Origin of the sequence: Tateyamaria omphalii (assembly GCF_014651375.1) — a bacterium.
Taxonomy (GTDB): domain Bacteria; phylum Pseudomonadota; class Alphaproteobacteria; order Rhodobacterales; family Rhodobacteraceae; genus Tateyamaria; species Tateyamaria omphalii.
The window spans coordinates 20,813-42,485 of the sequence record NZ_BMWT01000001.1 but is presented as its reverse complement, the minus strand read 5'-3'; the positions used below and the strand labels follow the sequence as shown (position 1 = coordinate 42,485).

Annotated in this window: 20 protein-coding genes; 13 read left to right on the top strand and 7 right to left on the bottom strand. The window is 60.1% G+C overall.

Going from position 1 to position 21,673, the window contains the following annotated elements:
- Position 1 precedes the first annotated feature (1 nt).
- The 5 genes from IE087_RS00200 to IE087_RS00180 are packed head-to-tail and all read left to right on the top strand — an operon-like array spanning position 2 to position 5,060.
- Positions 2-1,504, top strand: coding sequence for a UxaA family hydrolase (locus IE087_RS00200; RefSeq protein ID WP_189366919.1), 1,503 nt, complete (start codon positions 2-4; stop codon positions 1,502-1,504).
- The gene (locus IE087_RS00195; protein WP_189366918.1) at positions 1,504-2,400 is read left to right on the top strand and encodes a phytanoyl-CoA dioxygenase family protein; all 897 of its coding nucleotides are present in this window, start codon (positions 1,504-1,506) and stop codon (positions 2,398-2,400) included. Before IE087_RS00200 ends, IE087_RS00195 begins: the two co-directional genes overlap by 1 nt.
- A gap of 1 nt (position 2,401) precedes the next feature.
- Complete coding sequence (locus IE087_RS00190; RefSeq protein WP_229801209.1) at positions 2,402-3,289, top strand: NAD(P)-dependent oxidoreductase; 888 nt, start codon at positions 2,402-2,404, stop codon at positions 3,287-3,289.
- 2 nt (positions 3,290-3,291) lie between these two features.
- Positions 3,292-4,185, top strand: a complete 894-nt coding sequence (locus IE087_RS00185; protein WP_229801208.1) for a DMT family transporter — start codon at positions 3,292-3,294, stop codon at positions 4,183-4,185.
- A complete protein-coding gene (locus IE087_RS00180; protein WP_189366916.1) occupies positions 4,182-5,060 on the top strand; it encodes a sugar kinase in 879 nt (292 codons plus the stop codon). The genes IE087_RS00185 and IE087_RS00180 overlap by 4 nt, the downstream gene beginning before the upstream one ends.
- On the opposite strand, the gene IE087_RS00175 is transcribed toward IE087_RS00180, so the two are convergent.
- The gene (locus tag IE087_RS00175) at positions 5,057-6,244 is read right to left on the bottom strand and encodes a mannitol dehydrogenase family protein (protein ID WP_189366915.1); all 1,188 of its coding nucleotides are present in this window, start codon (positions 6,242-6,244) and stop codon (positions 5,057-5,059) included. The two genes, IE087_RS00180 and IE087_RS00175, sit on opposite strands and share 4 nt — an antisense overlap.
- Positions 6,245-6,247: 3 nt before the next feature.
- Positions 6,248-7,603 carry a glucuronate isomerase gene (uxaC, locus tag IE087_RS00170; protein ID WP_189366914.1) on the bottom strand — a complete coding sequence of 452 codons (1,356 nt, stop codon included), beginning with the start codon at positions 7,601-7,603 and terminating at the stop codon, positions 6,248-6,250.
- A 90-nt stretch (positions 7,604-7,693) separates the two neighbouring features.
- Between uxaC and IE087_RS00165 the strand changes: the two genes are divergently transcribed.
- The 6 genes from IE087_RS00165 (at position 7,694) to IE087_RS00140 (ending at position 14,385) form a co-directional block, all read left to right on the top strand.
- Positions 7,694-8,731, top strand: coding sequence for a Gfo/Idh/MocA family protein (locus IE087_RS00165; RefSeq protein WP_189366913.1), 1,038 nt, complete (start codon positions 7,694-7,696; stop codon positions 8,729-8,731).
- Positions 8,728-9,735, top strand: coding sequence for a Gfo/Idh/MocA family protein (locus IE087_RS00160; protein WP_189366912.1), 1,008 nt, complete (start codon positions 8,728-8,730; stop codon positions 9,733-9,735). The genes IE087_RS00165 and IE087_RS00160 overlap by 4 nt, the downstream gene beginning before the upstream one ends.
- Entirely contained in the window at positions 9,732-10,775 is a 1,044-nt protein-coding gene (locus IE087_RS00155; RefSeq protein WP_189366911.1) for a Gfo/Idh/MocA family protein, read from the top strand. Before IE087_RS00160 ends, IE087_RS00155 begins: the two co-directional genes overlap by 4 nt.
- Positions 10,772-11,965: a mannonate dehydratase gene (gene uxuA, locus IE087_RS00150; protein ID WP_189368282.1), complete on the top strand. Its 1,194-nt coding sequence runs from the start codon at positions 10,772-10,774 to the stop codon at positions 11,963-11,965. Before IE087_RS00155 ends, uxuA begins: the two co-directional genes overlap by 4 nt.
- Positions 11,965-12,969 (top strand): Gfo/Idh/MocA family protein, encoded by a 1,005-nt coding sequence (locus IE087_RS00145; protein ID WP_189366910.1) that lies wholly within the window; start codon positions 11,965-11,967, stop codon positions 12,967-12,969. The genes uxuA and IE087_RS00145 overlap by 1 nt, the downstream gene beginning before the upstream one ends.
- Before the next feature lie 126 nt (positions 12,970-13,095).
- Positions 13,096-14,385, top strand: a complete 1,290-nt coding sequence (locus IE087_RS00140) for a nucleotide sugar dehydrogenase (protein WP_308425410.1) — start codon at positions 13,096-13,098, stop codon at positions 14,383-14,385.
- Here the strand turns inward: IE087_RS00140 and IE087_RS00135 are convergent.
- Both IE087_RS00135 and IE087_RS00130 read right to left on the bottom strand, forming a co-directional pair.
- Complete coding sequence (locus IE087_RS00135; RefSeq protein WP_189366909.1) at positions 14,382-15,434, bottom strand: flavin monoamine oxidase family protein; 1,053 nt, start codon at positions 15,432-15,434, stop codon at positions 14,382-14,384. The genes IE087_RS00140 and IE087_RS00135 overlap by 4 nt on opposite strands.
- On the bottom strand, positions 15,431-16,102 hold the full coding sequence (locus IE087_RS00130) for a cupin domain-containing protein (protein WP_189366908.1): 672 nt from the start codon (positions 16,100-16,102) through the stop codon (positions 15,431-15,433). The genes IE087_RS00135 and IE087_RS00130 overlap by 4 nt, the downstream gene beginning before the upstream one ends.
- 128 nt (positions 16,103-16,230) lie before the next feature.
- Here IE087_RS00130 and IE087_RS00125 point away from each other — a divergent pair, with 128 nt between their 5' ends.
- Together IE087_RS00125 and IE087_RS00120 are read left to right on the top strand one after the other, a co-directional pair.
- Positions 16,231-16,791 carry a TetR/AcrR family transcriptional regulator gene (locus tag IE087_RS00125; protein ID WP_189366907.1) on the top strand — a complete coding sequence of 187 codons (561 nt, stop codon included), beginning with the start codon at positions 16,231-16,233 and terminating at the stop codon, positions 16,789-16,791.
- A 102-nt stretch (positions 16,792-16,893) separates the two neighbouring features.
- Positions 16,894-18,867: a thiamine pyrophosphate-binding protein gene (locus IE087_RS00120; protein WP_189366906.1), complete on the top strand. Its 1,974-nt coding sequence runs from the start codon at positions 16,894-16,896 to the stop codon at positions 18,865-18,867.
- Positions 18,868-19,108: 241 nt separating this feature from the next.
- Here the strand turns inward: IE087_RS00120 and IE087_RS00115 are convergent, their stop codons facing one another.
- From IE087_RS00115 to IE087_RS00105, 3 genes are read right to left on the bottom strand one after another with little or no spacing between them, the layout of a single operon-like run.
- Entirely contained in the window at positions 19,109-19,876 is a 768-nt protein-coding gene (locus IE087_RS00115; protein WP_189366905.1) for a LamB/YcsF family protein, read from the bottom strand.
- A gap of 4 nt (positions 19,877-19,880) precedes the next feature.
- On the bottom strand, positions 19,881-20,903 hold the full coding sequence (locus IE087_RS00110) for a 5-oxoprolinase subunit C family protein (RefSeq protein ID WP_308425409.1): 1,023 nt from the start codon (positions 20,901-20,903) through the stop codon (positions 19,881-19,883).
- On the bottom strand, positions 20,903-21,652 hold the full coding sequence (locus tag IE087_RS00105) for a 5-oxoprolinase subunit B family protein (RefSeq protein ID WP_189366904.1): 750 nt from the start codon (positions 21,650-21,652) through the stop codon (positions 20,903-20,905). Before IE087_RS00105 ends, IE087_RS00110 begins: the two co-directional genes overlap by 1 nt.
- Positions 21,653-21,673 lie beyond the last annotated feature (21 nt).

Genomic DNA, 21,673 nt, shown 5'->3' with positions numbered 1-21,673 from the left:
CATGGATTTCATTCGTCTTGATCCCGTTGATGACGTTGTTACCGCCACCCGCGCACTGGAAGTTGGCGTGGCTGTCGAGGACGTTCTCACGCGCGCGCTGATCCCTTCCGGACACAAGGTTGCAGTGCGGGATATCGCGCAGGGTGGGCCGATCTGCAAATATGCACAAGTTATCGGCTATGCGGCCCAGGACATCGCGGCCGGTGATCACGTGCACACTCACAACGTGGAGTTTCGTGGAACCGATGTCGCCTACGAGTTTGCGACGAACCTAAGACCAGCAAACCCAGCGCCCGGCAGTGATACGTTTATGGGCTACCGTCGCGAGAACGGTCAGGTTGGCACGCGGAACTACATCGCGATTGTTACATCGGTGAACTGTTCCGCCACTGCCGCGCGGATGATCGCTGCCCATTTCACACCTGAACTTCTGGCGGGCTATCCCAATGTCGATGGGGTGGTCGCCTTTGTGCACGGGACAGGCTGCGGCATGGCCGACAGCGGTGACGGGTTCGAAGCTCTGCAGCGGGTGATGTGGGGGTATGCCCGGCATCCCAACCATGCCGGTGTGCTGATGGTCGGTCTTGGGTGCGAGATGAACCAGATCGACTGGTTGCTCGAAGCCTACGGGTTGAGGCAGGGGCCGCTGTTTCAAACGATGAACATCCAGTCCGTGGCTGGGCTGCGTCGAACGGTCGAAAAGGGGATCGAAAAGGTCGCGGCCATGTTGCCACTGGCCAATCAGGCGGTGCGCGAGCCGTGCCCGGCGTCCGAATTGAAAGTTGCCCTGCAATGCGGCGGGTCGGATGCTTGGTCAGGGATTACCGCGAACCCTGCGCTTGGATATGCCACCGATCTGCTGGTGGCACAGGGCGGTACAGGTGTGCTGGCCGAGACGCCGGAGATTTACGGGGCGGAGCACTTGCTGACCGCCCGCGCGGTGGATCAGGCGACGGGTGAACGTCTGATTGATCTGATCCGCTGGTGGGAGGACTATACCGCCCGCAACAAGGGATCGATGGACAACAACCCCAGCCCTGGCAACAAGGCCGGTGGCCTGACCACCATTCTGGAGAAGTCTTTGGGCGCTGCGGCCAAGGGCGGGACCACGCCGCTGACCGGCGTTTACAAATACGCCGACATCGTGCGGTCGCGTGGTTTCACCTTCATGGATTCACCCGGCTATGACCCGGCGAGTGTAACGGGGCAGATCGCCGGGGGCTGCAACCTAGTGTGCTTTACCACCGGGCGTGGATCGGCCTTTGGTTCGAAGCCTGCGCCGACGATCAAGGTTGCGACCAATACGGAGATGTTTGGTCGGATGATCGAGGACATGGATGTGAACGCGGGTGCGATGCTGAGCGATGGCGTTTCGCTCGAGGACAAGGGCCGCGAGATTTACGAGCTGTTCTTGCGTGTCGCTTCCGGCGAGATGTCGAAGTCCGAGGCGCAGGGGCTGGGCGATTATGAGTTCGTGCCCTGGCAAATCGGAGCGGTGATGTGATGGAATGTCTGACAGCTGGCCAAAAGGCGCATTACGAAGAGCATGGGTATCTGCTGTTTGAGAACCGGATACCCGACGATTGGCTGACCAAGATCAGGGATGAGATTGCGCGGTTCGAGGCAGAAGCGGCCACGATGACCGAGAGCAACGACCGTTTAGATCTGGAAGACAGCCACACCGCAGATGACCCGCGCCTGCGCCGGATCAAGCTGCCTCACACGATATCGGATGTTTTCAACGAGTTGATGTATTCCGATCATGTACTCGCCCCGGCCCGCGATCTCATCGGGCCGAACCTGCGCCTGCACACCACCAAGCTGAACATGAAATCGGCAGGCTACGGGGCTGCGGTCGAGTGGCATCAGGACTATGCGTTTTACCCGCATACGAACGACGACATCCTAGCCATTGGCATCTGTATAGACGACATGGCCGAGGAGAACGGCCCGCTGATGGTGTTCCCCGGCTCGCACAAGGGGCCGGTCTATGATCACCATGTGGAGGGTGTCTTTGCTGGAGCGATGCTGCCCGAGGAGAACGGGCTGGATATGGCAGATGCCGTGCCGCTGACCGGCCCTGCGGGGTCGATCAGTATTCACCACGGGCGGATCGTGCATGGCTCAGCCCTGAACACGAGCGACCGGGCGCGGCGCATTCTTTTTTACGAGATGATGGCGGCGGATGCCTTTCCTATCATGGGCAGCATGACCAAGTGGGATGGGATCGAGGATTACAACACACGGATGCTGTGTGGCGCGCCGACGCTGACTCCACGTCTGAAGGACATCCCGATCCGCATCCCGCAGCCTCAGCCGGACGTTCCTATTTCCATCTATGAGATTCAGAAGGGGCTCAAGACGCGCGCCTTCGACACCATCCCCGCCAAGGAGACATGACATGAGCAAACCAACAATCGGATTTATCGGTCTCGGCCTGATGGGCGGGGCCATGGTGGGGAGGTTGCAGGATCAGGGCTATGACCTGGTGGTGATCGCGAACCGGACCCGCACCTTTGTGGATCGCGCGGTGGAGCGTGGCGCGACCGAGGTGACCACCGCGAAGGCTGTCGCCGAAGGATCCGACATCGTGATGCTGTGCATGGATACCTCAGACAATGTCGAGGCACGGCTGCGGGGCGATGACGGTGTGATTGCCGGGCTGAAGCCGGGCGCGGTGGTGATTGATTTCGGCACCTCTTTGCCCGCGTCGACTAAGGCGCTGGGAGCGGAAGTTGAGGCAGCAGGTGGCACGATGCTGGATTGCCCCATAGGCCGCACGCCGATGCACGCCAAGGACGGGCTATTGAACCTGATGGGGTCCGGCGACAAAGCGGCTTTTGATAAGGTGAAGCCAGTGCTGGACGATCTGGGCGAGAACGTCTTTCACCTTGGGGCTTTGGGCACCGGGCATACGATCAAGCTGATCAACAACTTCTATGCGCAGGCTTGTGCCAATGCGATGGCCGAGAGCTACGCGATTGCCGATGTGATGGGGGTCGACCGGCAGGGTCTTTATGACGTCATGTCCGCTGGGCCGCTGAAGTCAGGGATGATGGATTTTGTCACCGCCTATGCGCTTCAAGGGGACGATCAGCAGCTTGCCTTTTCAATCAAGAACGCAGCCAAGGATGTAGGTTACTATGCCCAGATGTGCAGTGACGCGGGCGTGCAGTCGATGATGTCTGGCAGCACGCTCGACAGTTTGCGCGGGTCCATCGACGCCGGGCGCGAGGAAGAGATGGTGCCGCTGCAGGTTGATTTCTTTGCTGACAAGTTCAAAGGCTAAGAGTGGCAATCGCCGCCCATCCGACGGAGGATCGCGCGGCCCTCGGCATCGCAATGACGCTGGGGGCTTACGCGTTCTTTACGCTCATCGACACGTCGGTGAAGTGGCTGCTGTTGGCGGGGTTGCCCGCCTTCCAACTCGCTTTCATGCGGTACTTTCCACATTTCCTGATTTCAACCGCTCTGCTCTTGCGCAAGGGTGTGCGGTGGTCAAACTTCCAGTCCGAGCATATGGGGTTGGTGCTGCTGCGGGGGTTTTTGCTGGCCTCGGCCACGTTGTTCAACTTCATCACGCTGAATTACCTGCCGCTGACAGTGGTTGGCTCGATCATGTTTTCGGCACCGATCATCGTGTGCTTTCTGAGCTGGCCCTTGCTGGGTGAGCGGGTCGGCCCTTGGCGATGGTTTGCGATTATTCTTGGATTCACGGGCGTCTTGGTTGTGATCCGACCCTTTGACGCCAGCTTTCACGCGATTGCATTTCTAAACGTTTACAACGCTTTTTCATTGGCGCTCTACTCCATCATTACGCGCAAGATTTCCGGCGTGGTTGCGGCAGAAACGATGCAGTTTTGGATGGGCGCGTTTGGCGCGGTGGCGCTCGCCCCCTTGGCTTGGATGGTGTGGACAGCGCCGGACACATGGCTGCAATGGGCGCTGATGATCGGGCTTGGCGTTTGGGGCTGGGCGGGGCACGAGATTTTCTCTCGCGCGCACGCTTACGCCCCAGCCAATACTTTGATGCCCTACACCTACAGCTTCCTGCTGTATCTTGCGCTTGCAAGTTACCTTGTCTTTGGCGATGTGCCGGACGGGTGGACGCTGGTTGGCGCGGCGATCATTGTCGTCTCCGGCTTGATCATTTGGCAGCGCACGGCACGAAAGGACAAGGCATGAAGATAGCGGCCATAGGCGAGGCGATGATTGAGCTGTCGATGGACAATGCAGAGGCTGCGGTGCGCGTGGCGGGCGATACGTTGAACACGGCGATCTACCTCAAACGCCAGGCACCGGAATTGCAGGTCGACTATGTGACCCGCCTTGGCACAGACGCTTTTTCGGACCGGATCGTCGCGGCGATGACGGCGGAGGATATTGGCACGCATGCCGTTGAACGTGATCCCGATGGGACACCGGGCCTCTACGCCATCACAACTGATGCAGCGGGCGAACGCAGCTTTACGTACTGGCGCGATACCTCTGCAGCACGTCAGGTGTTCAGAACTCCTGAGGGCCAGGACCTTTCCGTCCTGGAACCTTATGATGTGATCTACACATCCGCCATCACGCTCGCGATCATGCCTGCGACCACGCGTGCGGCCTTGATCGATTGGTTGCAAGGATTTCGGCAGCGGGGCGGACGCGTCGCTTTTGACAGCAACTATCGACCACGCCTGTGGGAAGATCAGGATTCAGCGCGCGAGGTGATCGCGGCGATGTGGGTGCTTTGCGACATTGCGCTGCCGTCCATTGATGACGAGATGGAACTGACCGGCGAAACCGCCGAAGCGGTCATGGCACGATTTCTTGCGCTGGGCCGCTCGGGTGCATTGAAGCGCGGTGAGGTCGGACCGCTTTGCCTTGAGACCGGCACTTCCGGTACATATCCAGCAGCGTCAAAAGTAGTGGACACAACAGCAGCAGGCGACAGCTTCAACGGTGCCTATCTGGCGGCTGCTCTCACCGGAAAACCGCAAGATGTTGCCCTGCGCGCAGGCCACGATCTGGCATCACGTGTCATCGCGCACCGTGGTGCGATCCTGCCGCGCTAGGCTCCGATCAAAGCACGTAGCGCAGTGTCCGGGTCCGCAGACTGGCAAGCTGCAGTAAGCGCCTCAGCTCTCGGATCGTCCAGCACGTGATTGGCTGCGACTTCTGCCTGAACAAAAGCGATCCAGGCGTCGAGTGCAGCTTTCAGCGATGGGCTGGATGATGTGCCCCGATCCTCCAACGTTGCCAGAATGCGAATGGGTAGTTTCTGGCTTCCGTCCATCGCGATTTGCCGAAGCTGGTGGTGCAGGTTGGGGTTCTCGAACCGTTTGATCAAGGCGTCAGCATATGCCCCTGCTTGTCCCTGAACACTTTCCGGCAGCGTTTCCGCCGCCTCGCGCATCAGGTCTTGCGTTGTACGGCGCAACTCGGGATCTGCAATCGCCTCGTGCACATAGGTGTAACCCCGCAGCGCCCCCGCATAGGCAAGGAATGAATGCGCCCCGTTCAGCATCCGCAGCTTGCGCATTTCGTGCGGGGCCACGTCGTCGACCCATTGTACGCCAGGCCAGTCCGGTTTCCCGGCGGCAAAGCGATCTTCGATGACCCACTCGGTAAAGCTCTCGGTCGGGACTGCCATCTGGTCGTCAGCCTCTGTGCGGATCGTGTCCGTTGTGGCTGGAGTGATGCGATCAACCATGCAGGATGGGAATGTGATCGCGTCGGGCAAATTTAATTTGGCCGCAGTGGCGAAATCCCGAACAGCACGCTCCAGCTTCGATCCGTTGTCAGGCAAGTTGTCACAGCAAAGGACGGTAACGGGTGAATTACGCCGGGCCAAGCCCCGAGCCAGCGTGCCGACCACTGTTGTGCCCGTGCCTTGCAGGTCTGCCTGAACTTCGGTTGAGGCCTTATCAAGCTGCCCGTCCGGAGCCAGACAATACGCTTTTTCCGTCACCGTCAGAGTGATGACGGAAAACCGGTCAGAGGCGACGGTACCGATCACGGCAACCGGGTTTTCCGAAGCGACCAGCATGTCAGACATGCACGTGATCGGCTTGATCACCGTACCGTCTGCATCCTTCACAACGAGGTCGTAGTCGTAATTCTGTGCCGCCAATCCGTCGCGGATGGCAGGTGAGCGAAAGCTGACGCCAGTGATCTGCCAACCCGGTGTGTCCTGCGTGTAAGCGGCCGCGTGGGCGCGGAAGAAATTGCCGACACCAAGGTGAAGAATATGCAGCATCAGTCAGTCCAGCCTATATGTGCTGCGGGCCAAATCGGTGGCAAGGAGACGCGCCAGATCACCAGCGGTATTGGCACCGAAATACCCCCGCTCGATCTGCGCCGCCAAGTGCAGTGAAACCGCCCGTCGCCAAAGATCATGCCGCGCAGGGATGGATAGGAAAGCTCGGGTATCATCATTAAACCCGGCAAGGTTGTAGTAGCCAGCCGTCTCGACCACCTGATCCAGGTAGCGGGCAATGCCAGCAGCGCTGTCGTGGAACCACCAGGGCGGGCCAATGCGCAGGCACGGCCAATGCCCGGCCATGGGTGCCAGTTCGCGGGCATAGGTGGTTTCATCCAGAGTGAACAGGATCAGGGTCAACCGCGGATCATTGCCGACGCGATTGAGCAGAGGTTCGAGGCCACGCACCCAATCGACGGCAATGGGGATGTCCGCGCCTTTATCCGGCCCAAACTGTTCAAACAGCGCACGGTTGGTGTTGCGCCGACTGCCAGCATGCAACTGCATGACCAGCCCGTCATCCAACGACATCTGCGCCATCTCGATCAACATGTGACCGTGGAACGCATCCGCCTGTGACATGTCCCCGGACACAAGTGCTGCATAGGTATCAGCCGGGTTATCCAGCCAGATGGTCTGAGGCACTTCAATTGCATGATCGGTCGCCGTGGCGCCCATCGCCTTGAATGCGGCACGCCGTTCGCGTAGCGCGGCTAGGAAGCCATGGTAGGTCGACGTGTCCTGCTTCGTCATTGCGCCCAGTGACATCAGGCCCGATGCCCAGTCGGGCGCCCTCGGGTTCAACAACGCATCTGGCCGGAAAGTCGGCACCACGCGTCCAGCCCAATCGCTGTCCTTGATCGCCTGATGGTGCGTCAGCGGGTCGAGAGCCGCATCCGTAGTTGCCAGAACCTCTATTCCGAACCGGTCGAACAGAGCGCGTGGGCGATTGGCAGCGTTCGCCAACCAAGCATCAACATGGTCAAAAATTGCATCCGCGGTTTGGACATTCAACGACAGGTCACAGCCTAGCGTCTCACGCAATACATACTCGATCCAGAGCTGGCTTGGTGTGCCCAAAAACAAGTGCCAGTGCTTTGCAAACAGCCGAAAGACTTCTCGCGGATCGCGATCCGCGACCGGCACACCAACCCCAAGCTTTTCAAGCGGAACACCCTGCGAATAGAGCATCCGAAATACATAGTGATCGGGAATAACCAGCAGCTCGGCCGGATCAGCAAAAGGCTTGTCTTCGGCAAACCACGCAGGGTCGCAATGACCATGTGGCGACACGATGGGTGCCTGCCGAATCCCGTCGTAAATCGCTGCCGCCTTGCCTGTCAGTTCGAGCGCCATGCCTGCCCCTTTCCTTTTTCCGCAGACTAGCACGAATGCCCCTTGGCGCATGTGCAAAATGCCGCCACTCTACTGATCGGGAGGACAGCAATGAACGTCTTGATGATCGGGGCTGGGATGGTCGCCCAGACCCATGTTCTGGCCTTGCGTGATAACCGCGCGGGCGCGCGATTGATGGGCGTTCTGGGCCGGGACGAGACGCGCACCACGGCCTTCTGTACTGAGGCGTCACAGCTTCTGGGATACGACGTCGCACCATACACCGATGCGCAAACGGCGTTGGCGACGAAACCGGACATGGCCATTATCATCACACCCCCCGATACTCGGCTGGAATATGCAGGTGCTCTGGCGCAGGCCGGTGTCCCCACGCTTATGGAAAAGCCGGTTGAGCGCACGCTGGCCGCGGCAGGCGAGGTGATTAAGTGTTATGCGCAAGCGGATGTGCCCTTGGGCTTCTGCTTTCAGCACCGTACTCGGGAGGCTGCACAAACGCTGAAACGGCGCATTGATGCGGATGAACTTGGCGACATCGTGCATGTGGATATGCGCGTCCCGTGGTGGCGCGATCAATCCTATTATGATGCGCCAGGACGCGGCACCTATGCGCGGGATGGCGGCGGCGTGATGATCAATCAGGCGATACACACGCTCGATCTGGCGCTTTGGTTGGCGGGGCCCGTCGCAAAGTTACAGGCCATGATGCTAACCAGCCCACTGCACAGGATGGAGGCCGAGGATATTGCCGCTGCTCTGCTCACATTCCGCTCGGGAGCATCTGGTTCACTGAATGCCACCACGACCGCCTATCCCGGCGGGGCTGAAAGTGTCACACTGACAACGACAAAAGCCCACGCGCATCTGGAAGGTGATAGTTTGCGCATCGATTGGCTGTCAGGTCAGACGGAAACGATTGCCCCGGATGGCGGTGCTGATACAGGCGGTGGCGCTGATCCGATGGCCTTCACCCACGCATGGCATCAGGCACTGCTTGAGGATTTCGTCGCGGCCATCAAGGACAAACACGCACCTCTTGCTCCACCCGCCGAAGCCCTGCATGTCCACGCCGTGATCGACGCAATGGAACGCGCGGCCCGTACATCCAACATGATTGAAGTGACACAATGACACTTACCTTTGTCGCCCTCGGGCTGGACCACCGCCATATCTACGGCATGACGGAAAACATGCAGGCCATCGGGGCCCGCTGCCTTGGCTTCTGGACCGAAGGCGATCCGCAGCCTTTGGCCGGGTACGCAAAGCGGTTCCCCGACTTGCACCGGTTCGACACATTGGACGCGGCACTTGCGGCTGGGGCTGACCTAGCGCTGGTGTCGAACATCCCCGGTGACCGCGCCGACACCGCCATTCGGGCGATGCAGGCCGGACATGACGTGATGACTGACAAACCGGGCTGCACATCGATGGAGCAGTTAAAGGCGCTCAAGGCATGTGTGGCCGAAACTGGCCGCATCTGGTCCATCAACTTCTCCGAACGGTTCGAAGTGCCCTGCGTGACGCTTGCCGATCAGTTGGTCCGGGAAGGGGCTATCGGGCGTGTGGTGCACACAACGGGCCTCGGGCCGCACCGGCTGAACCGCCCGACGCGTCCTGAATGGTTCTTTCAGCGTGAGCGGTACGGTGGCATTCTGACCGATATTGCCTCGCACCAGATTGACCAGTTTCTGCATTTTACAGGCTCGCATCAGGCGCAGGTGACGATGGCGCACATCGCAAACCATGCAAATCCGGATGATCCCGGTTTGCAGGACTTCGGAGAAGTCGCACTGCGCTCGGATCACGCATCGGGCTATATCCGCGTTGACTGGTACACGCCCGATGCGTTGCCCAATTGGGGTGATGGACGCCTGACCTTGCTGGGCACTGAAGGGTACATTGAGTTGCGAAAATATTTGGACGTAAGCGGGCGCGAAGGGACGGATCACCTTGTCTTGGTTAACGGTGACCGGTGCGAAACCATAGACGCGCGTGATGCTGGCCTGCCCTACTTCGAGCGCTTTGCCCATGACATAGCCCACCGAACCGAAACTGCGATGACGCAGGCGCATTGCTTCAAGGTGATGGAGCTTGCCTTGCAGGCACAGGCGATGGCCGAAGGGCGGGTCGCATGATCCGCGTGGCAATTCTAGGCGGCGGGATCGGTGCACAGCATCTTGCGGCCTATGATCAGCTTGAAGAGTTTGTCGTGACGCACCTGGTGGATCAGGACACCAAACGCAGTGCTGCGCTCTGCGGTGATGATATCACCCCTCTCTCTTCTATCGAAGATGCGCTGTTTGCGGATGTGGATGTCATCGACATCTGCCTGCCGCCGCATTTGCATGCGCCTGTTGCGATTGCGGCACTCGAGGCGGGCAAGCACGTGATTTGCGAAAAGCCACTGGCCACGTCATTGGAGCAGGTAGATGCCATGGCCAACGCCGCCAAGGACTCGGGCAAGTCCGTGTTTCCGGTGTTTCAGTATCGATTTGGCCCTGCATTCGATCAGCTTCGCGCGCTGCAACAGGGGGGTCTTGTTGGGGCGCCGCGCACGGCCGCACTGGAAACACATTGGAACCGGGATGCCGAGTACTACGCCATCCCTTGGCGCGGCACCTGGGCTGGTGAGCAAGGGGGTGCGGTATTGGGCCATGCAATCCACGCTCACGATCTGTTGGGGAAGTTCATGACCCCAATCATCGGAGTAACAGCCCGCCTTGGCACGCTCGTCAACCCGATCGAGACGGAGGATACAGCCGCCTTGATCTTTGAGCTGGAAGGCGGTGCGTTGGCGACCAGCAGCATTACCCTCGGCGCTGCATCAGATGAAACCCGCCTGCGGCTGGTGTATGAACATCTGACCGCAACGTCACATACGAATCCGTATGCTCCAGCTGAAGGCACTTGGCAGTTCCGGGCGCGCGATCCTGAACGGCAGAACGAGGTGGACGCGATATGTAATGCGGCACCACGGAACATGCCCGGATTTGCCGGGTTCCTGACAGAGGTGGGCAAGGCTTTGAACAACACCCCGAACGCTGCCGTCACTCTGAGCGAGGGGGCAGCCTCAATCGAGTTGGTAACCGCGATCTATGCCGCGCATCGTGAGGGAACGCGGATTGCTTTGCCGCTACAAGCGGATCATCCAATGCGGGGGGGATGGCAGCCATGATCGAATGCTGGCGTTGGTTTGGGCCCGATGATCCCACGCAATTGTCCGACCTGCCGCAAGTCGGGGCAACCGGCGTGGTCACCGCTTTGCACCAGTTCGCTCCCGGTGTGGAATGGACTGCGCAAGCGATCCAGGATCGTAAGGCGATGATCGAAGCGGCGGGCCTGACATGGGAAGTGGTGGAAAGCCTGCCAGTGTCAGAGACGATCAAGACACAAAGCGGAGACATCGCCAAGCATCTGGACAGCTACAAGGCCAGTATGACCGCGCTTGCGCAGGCCGGGGTTCGCACCATCTGCTACAACTTCATGCCGATCCTCGACTGGACGCGCACCCAAACCCATGCTGCACAGCCTCACGGCGGCACGGCTATGCTGTTTGACTTGGTGGATTTTGCAGCTTTCGATCTGTTCATTCTGAAGCGTCCTGGTGCTTTCGACGACTATTCGGACGCAGTGCAGGCCCACGCGACCGAAGCCTTTGCCGGAATGGATGACGCAGACAAGGCACGGCTCAGTCGCACAGTCATCGCAGGGCTTCCCGGCGCTAATGATGGCTGGGCACTGGATGACGTACAGCAACGGTTGTCGACATACGATGCCATAGATGCTGAGAAAATGCGTGGCCACCTGATCGACTTTCTGTCCGAGGTCGCTCCTCTGGCCGATCAGCTTGGCCTGCGCCTGTGCTGTCACCCGGACGACCCGCCGTTTTCACTGCTGGGCCTGCCCCGTGTCATGTCCTCGACCAATGACTATGAAGCGGTGCTAAAGGCCGTGGACGTACAGGCAAGTGGCGCAACCCTATGCACGGGATCACTCGGCGTGGCCGAAACTTTTGATGCCCCCGAATTTGTGCGCCGCCTCGGCCCGCGCATCCACTTCGCACATCTGCGCAATACCCAACGCCTGCCATCCCCCGACCCGGACCGCCCCGGTTTCTTTGAAGCAGCACATCTTGAGGGGGACACCGACATGGTTGCAACGGTTACGGCGCTCATGGCGGAAGAAACCCGCCGCCGCTCGCAAGGGCGCAGCGACCACGCCATCCCCATGCGCCCGGATCACGGCCAGGAATTGTTGATGGACAGGGAGCGTGACAGTCTGCCGGGCTATCCCCTGATTGGACGGATGCGTGGACTTGCAGAGTTGCGGGGGATCATGGCCACTGTCGCGGCAGGGCAGGCATAATGCGCATCGGTGTTGCAGGTGTCGGTCTGATCGGGCGTCAGCATTTGGACGCAATCGACCGTGCACAAGGGGTTACGGTCTCTGCCGTCTTTGACCCCGCTCTTAAGGAAGAGGTGCCCTGGCCACGCGCAAGCAGTTTGTCAGATCTTGCCGCGCAATCCGATGGTGTCATTCTGGCGGTTCCCAATCACCTGCACGCCTCGATGGCTCTTGAGCTGATTGATGGGGGCTGTCCGATACTGATTGAAAAACCCCTGACCGGTACAGCCGAGGAAGGCGCACAAGTTGTACAGGCGGCCGCGGCCGCCGAAGTTCCTGTCCTCGTTGGCCATCACAGACGCCACAATCCGCTCGTTGCCAAAGCGCACCAAATCATTGCGGACGGTACGCTTGGCACGGTGACAACCGTGCAAGGCACCTGCTGGCTGCCGAAACCCGACAGCTACTATGCCCAGGCGTGGCGGCAGGGGGCTGGGGCCGGGCCGCTGTTCATCAACCTGATCCACGACATTGATCTGCTGATGTATATCTGCGGCCCTATCACCCATGTGCAAGCGATGGAAAGCAACGCGGTGCGAGGGGCCGAAGCCGAAGAAGTGACCGTTGCCACCTTGCGCTTTACCAGTGGTGCGCTGGGCACCATCAACCTGTCTGACGTGGCCCTTGGGCCATGGAGTTGGGAGCTGACAGCAGGTGAAAACCCAGTCTATCCCAAAACGGACCAGTCCAGCTACCTCATCGGTGGAACACAGGGCGCGCTGTCGCTGCCCAATCTTAGCCTGTGGACGCAGAAGGATGGCCCGGACTGGTGGGCGCCCATGGATCAGACACGTGTGCCGCTGTCCCTGTCGGACCCGTTAAAGGATCAGATCGAGCATTTTGCACAGGTCATTGCGGGCAATACGCTGCCCCTTGTCAGTGCTGCTGACGGCCTGCGCGCGGTTCAAGTGATCGAGGCGATCAAATCAGCCGCGGGGTCGGGAACACTGGTCGCGGTTGGGTAGAAGTCCACAGCCGCTCCACTCACCGGATTGTGCAAGGATCGTGGTCTGACCGGTGTTCGGCGCGCCTATATTGCGCTGTACCGCCCAGCCCGCTAGGCAGGGGATCGCAAGACAAAGGCGCAGACCATGACCCAAGCTCCCCTGCCAACCCTCGACCAAATGCGCGTGGCTGTGATTGGGCTGGGCTATGTCGGCCTGCCCCTCGCCGTCGAACTGGGCAAACAACGCCCCACCATCGGATTCGATGTGAATGCTGAACGTGTCGCGGGCCTCCGGGACGGCACGGACAGCACCGGCGAGGTGGACGATCTGGGCGCTGCAACCCACCTGACCTACACCACCGATCTTTCAGACATCGCGGACTGCAACGTCTACATCGTTGCCGTCCCGACCCCAATCGACAGCCATCGCCAACCCAACCTCGCCCCGCTGCTTGCGGCCTCCCGCACCGTTGGGCAGGTGATCAAGCGCGGCGACATCGTCATTTTCGAAAGCACCGTCTATCCCGGCGCGACCGAGGAAGACTGCCTGCCACTGGTCGAGGAAGTATCCGGTCTCCAACTCAACACCGACTTCTATGCGGGCTATAGCCCCGAGCGGATCAACCCCGGCGACAAGGATCGCCCGCTGCCCAAGATCACCAAGGTCACCTCAGGCTCAACGTCTGAGGCAGGGCACGTGATCGACGCGCTCTACGGTTCCATCATCACGGCTGGCACCCACCTCGCGCCATCCATCCGCGTGGCCGAGGCGGCCAAGGTCATCGAAAACACGCAGCGCGATGTGAATATTGCCCTGATCAACGAGCTTTCGATCGTCTTTTCACACCTTGGCATCGACACGTCCGCCGTGCTGGATGCAGCGGCCACCAAGTGGAATTTCAACCGCTATACGCCTGGGCTGGTTGGGGGGCATTGCATCGGAGTCGACCCCTACTATCTGATCGACAAATCGATTTCGGCAGGGCACATCCCCGACATCATCCGCATGGCGCGCGAGATCAACGATGGTATGGCGCAGCACGCAGTTTCCCTGTTGGTCAAGGCAATGATCAAGCGCGAGGCGCGCGTTCACGGGGGGCGGGCTCTGATCCTCGGGATCACGTTCAAGCAAAACTGCGCAGACATCCGCAACACCAAGGTCGTCGATATGTTGGGAGAGTTGGAAAGCTATGGGCTTGAGACTGATATTCATGACCCATGGGCTGATGCGGACGAAGTCAGTCAAGAGCATGGGCTTGACCTGCTGACCAAGCTACCAGAACAGGCGGACTACGATGCGGTGATCTTGGCTGTGCCCCATGACGAACTGGTCGGACGGGGGGCTGCGTCTCTGCGGGGGCTGTTGGCTGAAAAGGGCGTTCTGTTCGACATGAAGGCGGCGTTCGATGTCACTGACAGCGACCTGCGCCTTTAGCTCACCAATGCCGGGCTGACCTTCGCCGCGGCCCTTTCCCCTGTCTCAATCGCGCCTTCGATCAATCCGCCGTTCCGTTGTGACACCTCGGCCCCGGCAAAGATCAGACGATCTGCGACGGGGTGCGACAATGCCGGCGCGCCATATGGCGGATGTCCATTCGGCGGGGTCTGGTCGAATGGTGTCGCGGTGAACGGCTCTGCTGCCCAATCCATGATCTCGACCTTCGTTGGTTGAGCCGCCTGTGGTCCAAAAAGCCGGGACAGTTGGGCCAGTGATTGCTCCACTAGCATCTCGCGATCCTGCCGTTCGTCAAACGGAACACCCACGAAGCCAAACAGACCAAAGAAGTTGGCCTCGGGGTCAGACTGATCTGCGACCTCAAACAGCGGCCCGACATGGCTGACCGCACCGCCGGACAATCCGGCGTCGCGCCAGAACGGCTTGTCATAAAGCGCAACAAGCTTTGCATGTGCCGCCATCCAGGTCGGCCATTGGGTGAGTGCTTGGGAAACCTCCGGAGACCACGCTGGGGTCATATCCCACGTGGACACGATGGGTCCGGGAACCGCACAGACTACGACCTCAGCGTCCCAAGTCGCGCTCTCGGTCTCCACGTGCGGGCAATGCGCCAAGTCGATGGCACGCACCACCTGCCCAAATCGAATGGTTCCTTGAGGCAGGGTGACCGCCAGCTTTTTGGCAAGCCGCTGCACCCCGCCACGAATACGTGCGGCATCACTGTAGCGCTTCGGAAACGCGCCACGCTGTGTTTGCGCCGCCGCTTCATAGATGAAATCACCATCTTCATATTGGGCCAGCGTCGTGAGGCCCAATTCCTTTAGCAGCGCCACGACCCGAGGCTGATAAGCGGGCCATATCCATGCCGAACCCAGATCAATACCGCCTTGCGCGACCGGCAGGCTCAAGGCCCGCCCGCCAACGCGATCCCGGGCTTCCAGAACGGTCACATCATGACCGGCCTGATGCAGCCTCAGCGCGGCCGTCAAACCGGCCAGCCCTGCGCCAATGACTAGCGCGTTCGTCACCCGTCAATCATCTGGCGCAAATGGCCGGTCTTGATCCAAAGCCGCGCGCCTTCCGATCCTGCGGTGATGGTGGCTTGGCCACCGGGGGGCAGGCGCAGCCAATCACGCGCGCCCATGACGGAGTCACTGTCGGTCACCGTTCCGTCCAGCACCAACAGCTCGGCCCCGTCTTTGGCCTCCAACACATGGGACGCATCCTGCGCCCAAACCTCCAGGGCCACACGCTCATTTGCATCTTCGAACAAGGTCACTGTGGATACGCCATCCCGCGATGAATCCACAGCGGTTTCCGCCGTGTTCATATCAATGCGGACATGTTGCCGATCTTCGGGGTCGAACTGCCACAGTTTGACAAAGATGGTGGCCCCGGGCGCTGAGCTGGGCGTGTGGCGCGATGTCGGTGGATTGCGCACATAGGTGCCGACCGGAAAGTCACCCGCTTCGTCCTGAAACACGCCTTCCAGAACGATGTACTCCTCGCCCCCATCATGGGTGTGCGGAGCAAAGGCGCTGCCGGGGGCAAACCGTACAATTGTGGTCGCACGTGCCTCCTCGTCCCCAATGCGATCCAGCATTTTTCGCTCGACCCCTGCGGAGGGTGAAGCCCGCCAAGGATTGTCTGCGTTCAAGATGCGCACGGGCTGCGTGAAGTCAGCATTCAGTTCCATACTCGGTCTCCATTGCGGTTACCTTCCATTAGGTAGGTGAATTTGTCTGTTCTACAAGGGTGTTAGCCTTATTGATTTTCTGTTACAAAGAAATAAGTTAGTTATGAAACTGACCAGTAGGTAGATAAATGGATACACGCAACGCCTTGTTGGACCAGGCTGAAGAGTTTGCGCGTCGGCGCGGATTTGACGGGTTCAGCTTCGCAGACCTTGCCGAAAGCGCGGGTATCCGAAAGGCGTCCGTGCACTACCACTTCCCGGCCAAGGCCGATCTGTCTTTTGCATTGATGGAACGTTACCGGGTTGTGTTCATGGACAAGCTCCACGCCATTTCGGCAGCAGAATCCACGGCCAGCGCACGCCTATTGCAGTTCCTGAACCTGTATCGGCAAGCATCTGACGGCGGGCGCAGCCTTTGCCTCTGTGTCGCGCTCTCAGTGACACAAACCGCGCTCCCTGCGACAAGCATTGCCGAACTTGCCGCTTTCCACCGCGATGTCACGGCGTGGCTTGAAACGGTGTTCCGCCTTGGGCAGGCTGATGGCACCGTGCAGCATGTGTCCGATCCAAGGGCAGAAGCCGGCGCCGCCATGGCACAGGTTGAAGGGGCGCAGATCGTCGCGCGGGCGGCACAGGACGCCAGCCGCTTCGAAGCGGCCATTGCCACATTGGTTGCCCGCTGCCTCTGAAGGGGTGCGGAAAAATGTGATGTGATCCCAAAACGTTTCTGTGTCAGCCTGACCAGGCATACGGCGATGGATCGACCTGATTGCGCCGACAGGAGGGATAGCATGACTGAAACGCTTGATTGGATCCGAGTTGGGCAAACATCCGACTTGCCGGAAGGGCGGGTGAAGACGGTCACCGCACGGACTGTCTCTATTTGCCTGTCCCATTTCGATGGGCAGTGGGCCGCGATGGACAATCATTGTCCGCACCAGCGCGGTCCGTTGGGCGAAGGATCGATCGAGCGGGGCGAAGGCGGCAAATGCTGGATCCGCTGCCCGTGGCACGGCTGGGACTTTGATCCACTCACAGGCGCTCCTCCCGGCGGGCATGAGGATACAGGGCAGAAGCTCTACCCGCTGAAGATTGAAGGGAATGAGATTTTCGTTGGCCTCGAGCCCGAGCCGCCGCATGTGCGCACCGTCAGTGATCAGATGGCTGAAAGCATGGTCAATTGGGGCCTGAAGCACGTCTTTGGCATGGTGGGCCATTCGAACCTTGGGCTGGCCGACGCGATCCGCATGCGGGTCGAGGCGGGCGAGATGAAATATGTGGGTATCCGCCACGAAGGGGCGGCCGCCTTTGCCGCGTCAGCCTACGGCAAGCTGACCGGGCATCCGGCAGGGTGCCTAACCATCGCGGGACCGGGGGCGACAAACCTGCTGACCGGTCTATGGGATGCCAAGGTGGACCGCGCGCCTGTTCTGGCCCTCACCGGTCAGGTGCAAACGCAGGTCTTTGGGCCGGGCGCGTTTCAGGACATTGACCTGTCTTCGGCCTTTGACGCCGTCAGCCGGTTCAGCCAGACCGTGCTGAGCACGTCAAAACACGCCGAACTGGTGTCACTGGCGATGAAGAATGCGCTGGTCGAAAGGGATGTGGCGCACCTGATCTTTCCCGATGATATGCAGACAAACCCGTCGGACGCCCCGGCGTCCATGCCGGATGGGCGCATGGGGCGGGCTGTGGTCAAACCATCCGATGCGGATGTGGCCGATGCGTTGAAGCTGCTGAACGCAGCCAAACGCCCGATTTTCGTGATCGGCCATGGCGCCTGGGATCATATGGCGGCAATCACCAATCTCGCGGAAACCCTTGGTGCCCCGGTGCTGACAACGTTCAAGGGCAAGGGGTTGCTGCCTGACAGTCACCCCAACGCAGCCGGGGTTCTGGGCCGCTCGGGCACGCCCATCGCCTCGTGGTTCATGAACGAAGCGGACCTCATCCTGACCCTTGGTACGTCCTTCTCGAACCACACAGGGATCGAGCCATCGAAACCTATCATCCAAGTTGATTTCGAACGAATGCAGCTGGGCAAATTCCACCCTGTAGACCTGCCGATCTGGTCGGAAATCGGTGAGTTCTGCGCAGCCATTGCACCGCAACTGGCACGTCCCGCCGACGCCGATGATCAGGTGACCGAACTTGCCGAACGCTGGGACATCTGGCGTAAGGAAAAACGCACCCGTATGGAGGAGGAAACCGCGAAAGGCATCCACGCCTTCGCGATTTTCGATGCCCTGTCCCGCGTGGCCCCTGCAGATGCCATCATCGCCGTGGATGTCGGCAACAACACTTATTCCTTCGGTCGCTATTTCGAGACCAAGGGCCAGCGCGTTCTGATGTCCGGCTATCTCGGCTCCATCGGGTTCGGCTTTCCTGCGGCGATGGGCGCGTGGGCAGCAACACAGGATTTCGACTGGCTCAAGGGGCGCAAGATCATCTCGATCTCGGGCGATGGCGGGTTCGGTCAATACGCGATGGAGCTGACCACCGCTGTCAAATACGGCATGGATATCACGCACGTACTTTTGCATAACGGCGAGCTGGGCAAGATCACCAAGGAGCAGAAGTCAGGTGAATGGCCGGTCTGGGAAACATCCCTGCACAACCCGTCCTTCGCCGCCTTTGCCAAGATCTGCGGTTCACATGGTGAAAAGGTCGTGACGTCAGACAAGATCGAAGAGGCGTTGCAAAAGGCGTTGGACGTCGATGGCCCGGCGCTGGTCGAGATCATGACGGATTCCGAACTGGTTTGACGTGCGGGGCGCACCACAGGTGCGCCTTACGTGACCGACAGTACCCTTAACGATCTGTTCACCAAGTGGACCGCGCGCTGCGTTAACCCATCCCGTTTCGCAGTTTCTGCGCTGCGGCGGTGTACGGGGGGTGCACAGGGGTTGTACGCCCGGTGCATCGCTCATCCTCCTTGTTTTCATGGCCTTAACCCGTATGCGCCGCTTAGCAGCGACAAACCGGTGCACAGCTGTTGCGCGTACGTTACCCGGTGCGCCCGTCAAAGGCTTTTACAGTGATCCCTTCCGCCTCTAGCGTCCGACGGACCGAGGCTGCGATCTCGACCGCCTCGGGCGTGTCCCCGTGACAGCAGATCGTATCGATAGGCGTCTCGATCCGCTTGCCGGTGTCGGTGATGATGGCCTGCGCCTTCACCATCTCGACCATTCTTTGCCCTGCGATGTCAGCGTCATGGATGATGGCCCCCGGCTTGCGCCGGTCCACAAGCGTGGCATCATCATTGTAGGCGCGGTCGGCAAAAATTTCGCAGGCAAATGTCGCGCCAATTGACCGCGCTGCACGCTCTTGGGCCGTTGCGGCGAGCACCATGATGATGGCGTCAGGATGCGCGGAAAGAGCGGCCTCATAACAGGCCCGCGCCATGTCCTCGTCCTCGGACGTCATGTTGCCCAAGGCGCCATGCAGTTTGATATGGCGCACCTTCGCCCCAAGGGCGTTGGCCATACCCAGCGTCGCCCCCACTTGGCACCGGATGGAATTCTGAAGTGATTTCAACGGCATATCAATTCTCCGCCGCCCGAACCCCTGAATGTCAGCAAAGCCCGGATGCGAGCCTATGCCAACGCCACGTTCCAGCGCGATGCCCATTGTTGTCGCCATCACGTCCGGGTCACCTGCATGCGCCCCGCAGGCGATATTGGCTGATGTGACAGTGTTCAATAGGGCCGCGTCGTCACCCATTTTCCAAGGGCCAAAGCTCTCGCCCATATCGGCGTTCAGGTCGACTTCCATATCCTTATCCTTTGTCCAATGGGGCATCCGTGGCGGAGACCACGCCGCCGATCAACTGGTAACTGAGCAAGTCCTGCAATGTCGCCGGATCGCGCACCAAGGGGGTCACGGCCTTGGGTAATGCAGCCCACGCGGCCCGTGCACGCGCTTCGATTGCGGCACCCTCTTCAAGGCTCACAAACTGGAACCGCAAGGCGGCCCCTGCAGGCGCTTGAGCCACGCGCGGCAGGTCACAGGACAATACGGTCCCGATACGCGGATAGCCCCCGGTCGTCTGGCTTTCCGCCATCAGGACAAACGGGGTGCCGTCACCCGTGATCTGAATGTCACCCGGTACGATGACTTCGCTTACAATGCTCAGCGCCTTGGGCGTGGCAAACCCGTCGCCATCACTGTCCATACGGATGCCTTGGCGATTGGCGCGTGGGTCACGGCGGAATGTGGTCGCTTCGAAGCTCTCCCGCGTTTCCTGCGCAAAATCAGAAGTTTGCATGCTGGGAACAATACGTATGGAGCCACCGTCAAAGCGGGTGTCGCGCGGCAGAGTAAGACCAGCGTCACCACCGCGGTCCGCCCCGACCTGCAGGGTGTCATCCGCCGTAACCAGGTCTCCCAGACCACAGGACTGGTGTGTCGCGCGTGATCCAAGCATCAGTTTAGTATCAAATCCCCCACCGACATGCAGGTACCCATAGGTCCCGGTTCGTGTTGGGCCGATGTTCAGGACGCTTGATTTTGCAAGCGCATGACTGGCGTTCCATGCAACCGCCGCGCCGTCAATATGGGCCGTCATCTCTGCGCCTGTCAGAGCAATGCGCATGTCCTCTGTTGCCTCGAACGTGCCACCTGTACCGACCATTTCCAGAACGGCAAGGTCGGGGTTTTGGCGCAGCAGCGCGGCACCCTCATGCACGGCCAACCTGTCCACGGCACCGCCACGTGTCAGCCCCTTGGACAGAAACCCGGTGCGGCCAAGATCCTGTACCGCAACGCCGGGGCCAGCTTGGCGGACATGCAGCGCGGCCACTATGCCAACTCCGTCCGGATCGCCCCGCCTGATCCGTTCGTTACGGTGTCTTCAATGCGGGACAGCTCGACCGCAGAAATGTCTGCAAACTGGATTTCGTCCCCGGGCGCTAAGGGAAAGGGTGTGTCCCCGCGGGGACGGAAACATGCAAAGGCCGATTGCCCAACATGTCGCCACCCCGTCGGTGTGTCCTTGGCAAACAGGCATATCTGGCGGACCGCCGCAACCAGTGCCCCAGCGGGGACATTCAGCGTCAGTTCCTTTTGCCGGGGAATGTTCCACGCGTCGCCCAATGTGCCGAGATAGGGTTGGCCCGGAGCGAACCCGAGCGTCAGGACACGCAACCGGGTCGAAGTCAGGTCGCGCAGTGCGTCAACTTTGCTTAGTCCGGCTGCTTCTGCTGCTTCGTCAAACTGCGGTGCGCGCGCGCCGCCAAACACCGCTGGAACAGTCCATAAAGCGCGTCCTTCAGGCAAGGATGCAGCGAACCAATCTCGGGTAGCCAATACAGACTGCAACCGATCCGAAAGCTGCTCGAACCGATGTTCGGCCAGATCTATGCGAAAGAAGGCTGACACCAACGTGCTGCTGCTTTCTGACACTTCGGACCAGCCCTGTGCATCCACTGCGCTGCGAAAGGCGATGGCCGCGCGGTTTGCCTCGTCTGTGGCCGTGTCGCCAAAGGTCACAAGCACACCATCAAGTCCGACAGAACGGACCTTCGGACTATATGTGCTCAAGGTTGTCATGGCGTGCACGTTAGAGGCTTG

Coding starts and splice junctions, on each gene's coding strand:
- IE087_RS00200 (WP_189366919.1), top strand. CDS start 2: ATGGATTTCATTCGTCTTGATCCCGTTGATGACGTTGTTACCGCCACC.
- IE087_RS00195 (WP_189366918.1), top strand. CDS start 1,504: ATGGAATGTCTGACAGCTGGCCAAAAGGCGCATTACGAAGAGCATGGG.
- IE087_RS00190 (WP_229801209.1), top strand. CDS start 2,402: ATGAGCAAACCAACAATCGGATTTATCGGTCTCGGCCTGATGGGCGGG.
- IE087_RS00180 (WP_189366916.1), top strand. CDS start 4,182: ATGAAGATAGCGGCCATAGGCGAGGCGATGATTGAGCTGTCGATGGAC.
- IE087_RS00175 (WP_189366915.1), bottom strand. CDS start 6,244: ATGCTGCATATTCTTCACCTTGGTGTCGGCAATTTCTTCCGCGCCCAC.
- uxaC (WP_189366914.1), bottom strand. CDS start 7,603: ATGGCGCTCGAACTGACAGGCAAGGCGGCAGCGATTTACGACGGGATT.
- IE087_RS00165 (WP_189366913.1), top strand. CDS start 7,694: ATGAACGTCTTGATGATCGGGGCTGGGATGGTCGCCCAGACCCATGTT.
- IE087_RS00160 (WP_189366912.1), top strand. CDS start 8,728: ATGACACTTACCTTTGTCGCCCTCGGGCTGGACCACCGCCATATCTAC.
- IE087_RS00155 (WP_189366911.1), top strand. CDS start 9,732: ATGATCCGCGTGGCAATTCTAGGCGGCGGGATCGGTGCACAGCATCTT.
- uxuA (WP_189368282.1), top strand. CDS start 10,772: ATGATCGAATGCTGGCGTTGGTTTGGGCCCGATGATCCCACGCAATTG.
- IE087_RS00145 (WP_189366910.1), top strand. CDS start 11,965: ATGCGCATCGGTGTTGCAGGTGTCGGTCTGATCGGGCGTCAGCATTTG.
- IE087_RS00140 (WP_308425410.1), top strand. CDS start 13,096: ATGACCCAAGCTCCCCTGCCAACCCTCGACCAAATGCGCGTGGCTGTG.
- IE087_RS00130 (WP_189366908.1), bottom strand. CDS start 16,102: ATGGAACTGAATGCTGACTTCACGCAGCCCGTGCGCATCTTGAACGCA.
- IE087_RS00125 (WP_189366907.1), top strand. CDS start 16,231: ATGGATACACGCAACGCCTTGTTGGACCAGGCTGAAGAGTTTGCGCGT.
- IE087_RS00120 (WP_189366906.1), top strand. CDS start 16,894: ATGACTGAAACGCTTGATTGGATCCGAGTTGGGCAAACATCCGACTTG.
- IE087_RS00115 (WP_189366905.1), bottom strand. CDS start 19,876: ATGGAAGTCGACCTGAACGCCGATATGGGCGAGAGCTTTGGCCCTTGG.
- IE087_RS00105 (WP_189366904.1), bottom strand. CDS start 21,652: ATGACAACCTTGAGCACATATAGTCCGAAGGTCCGTTCTGTCGGACTT.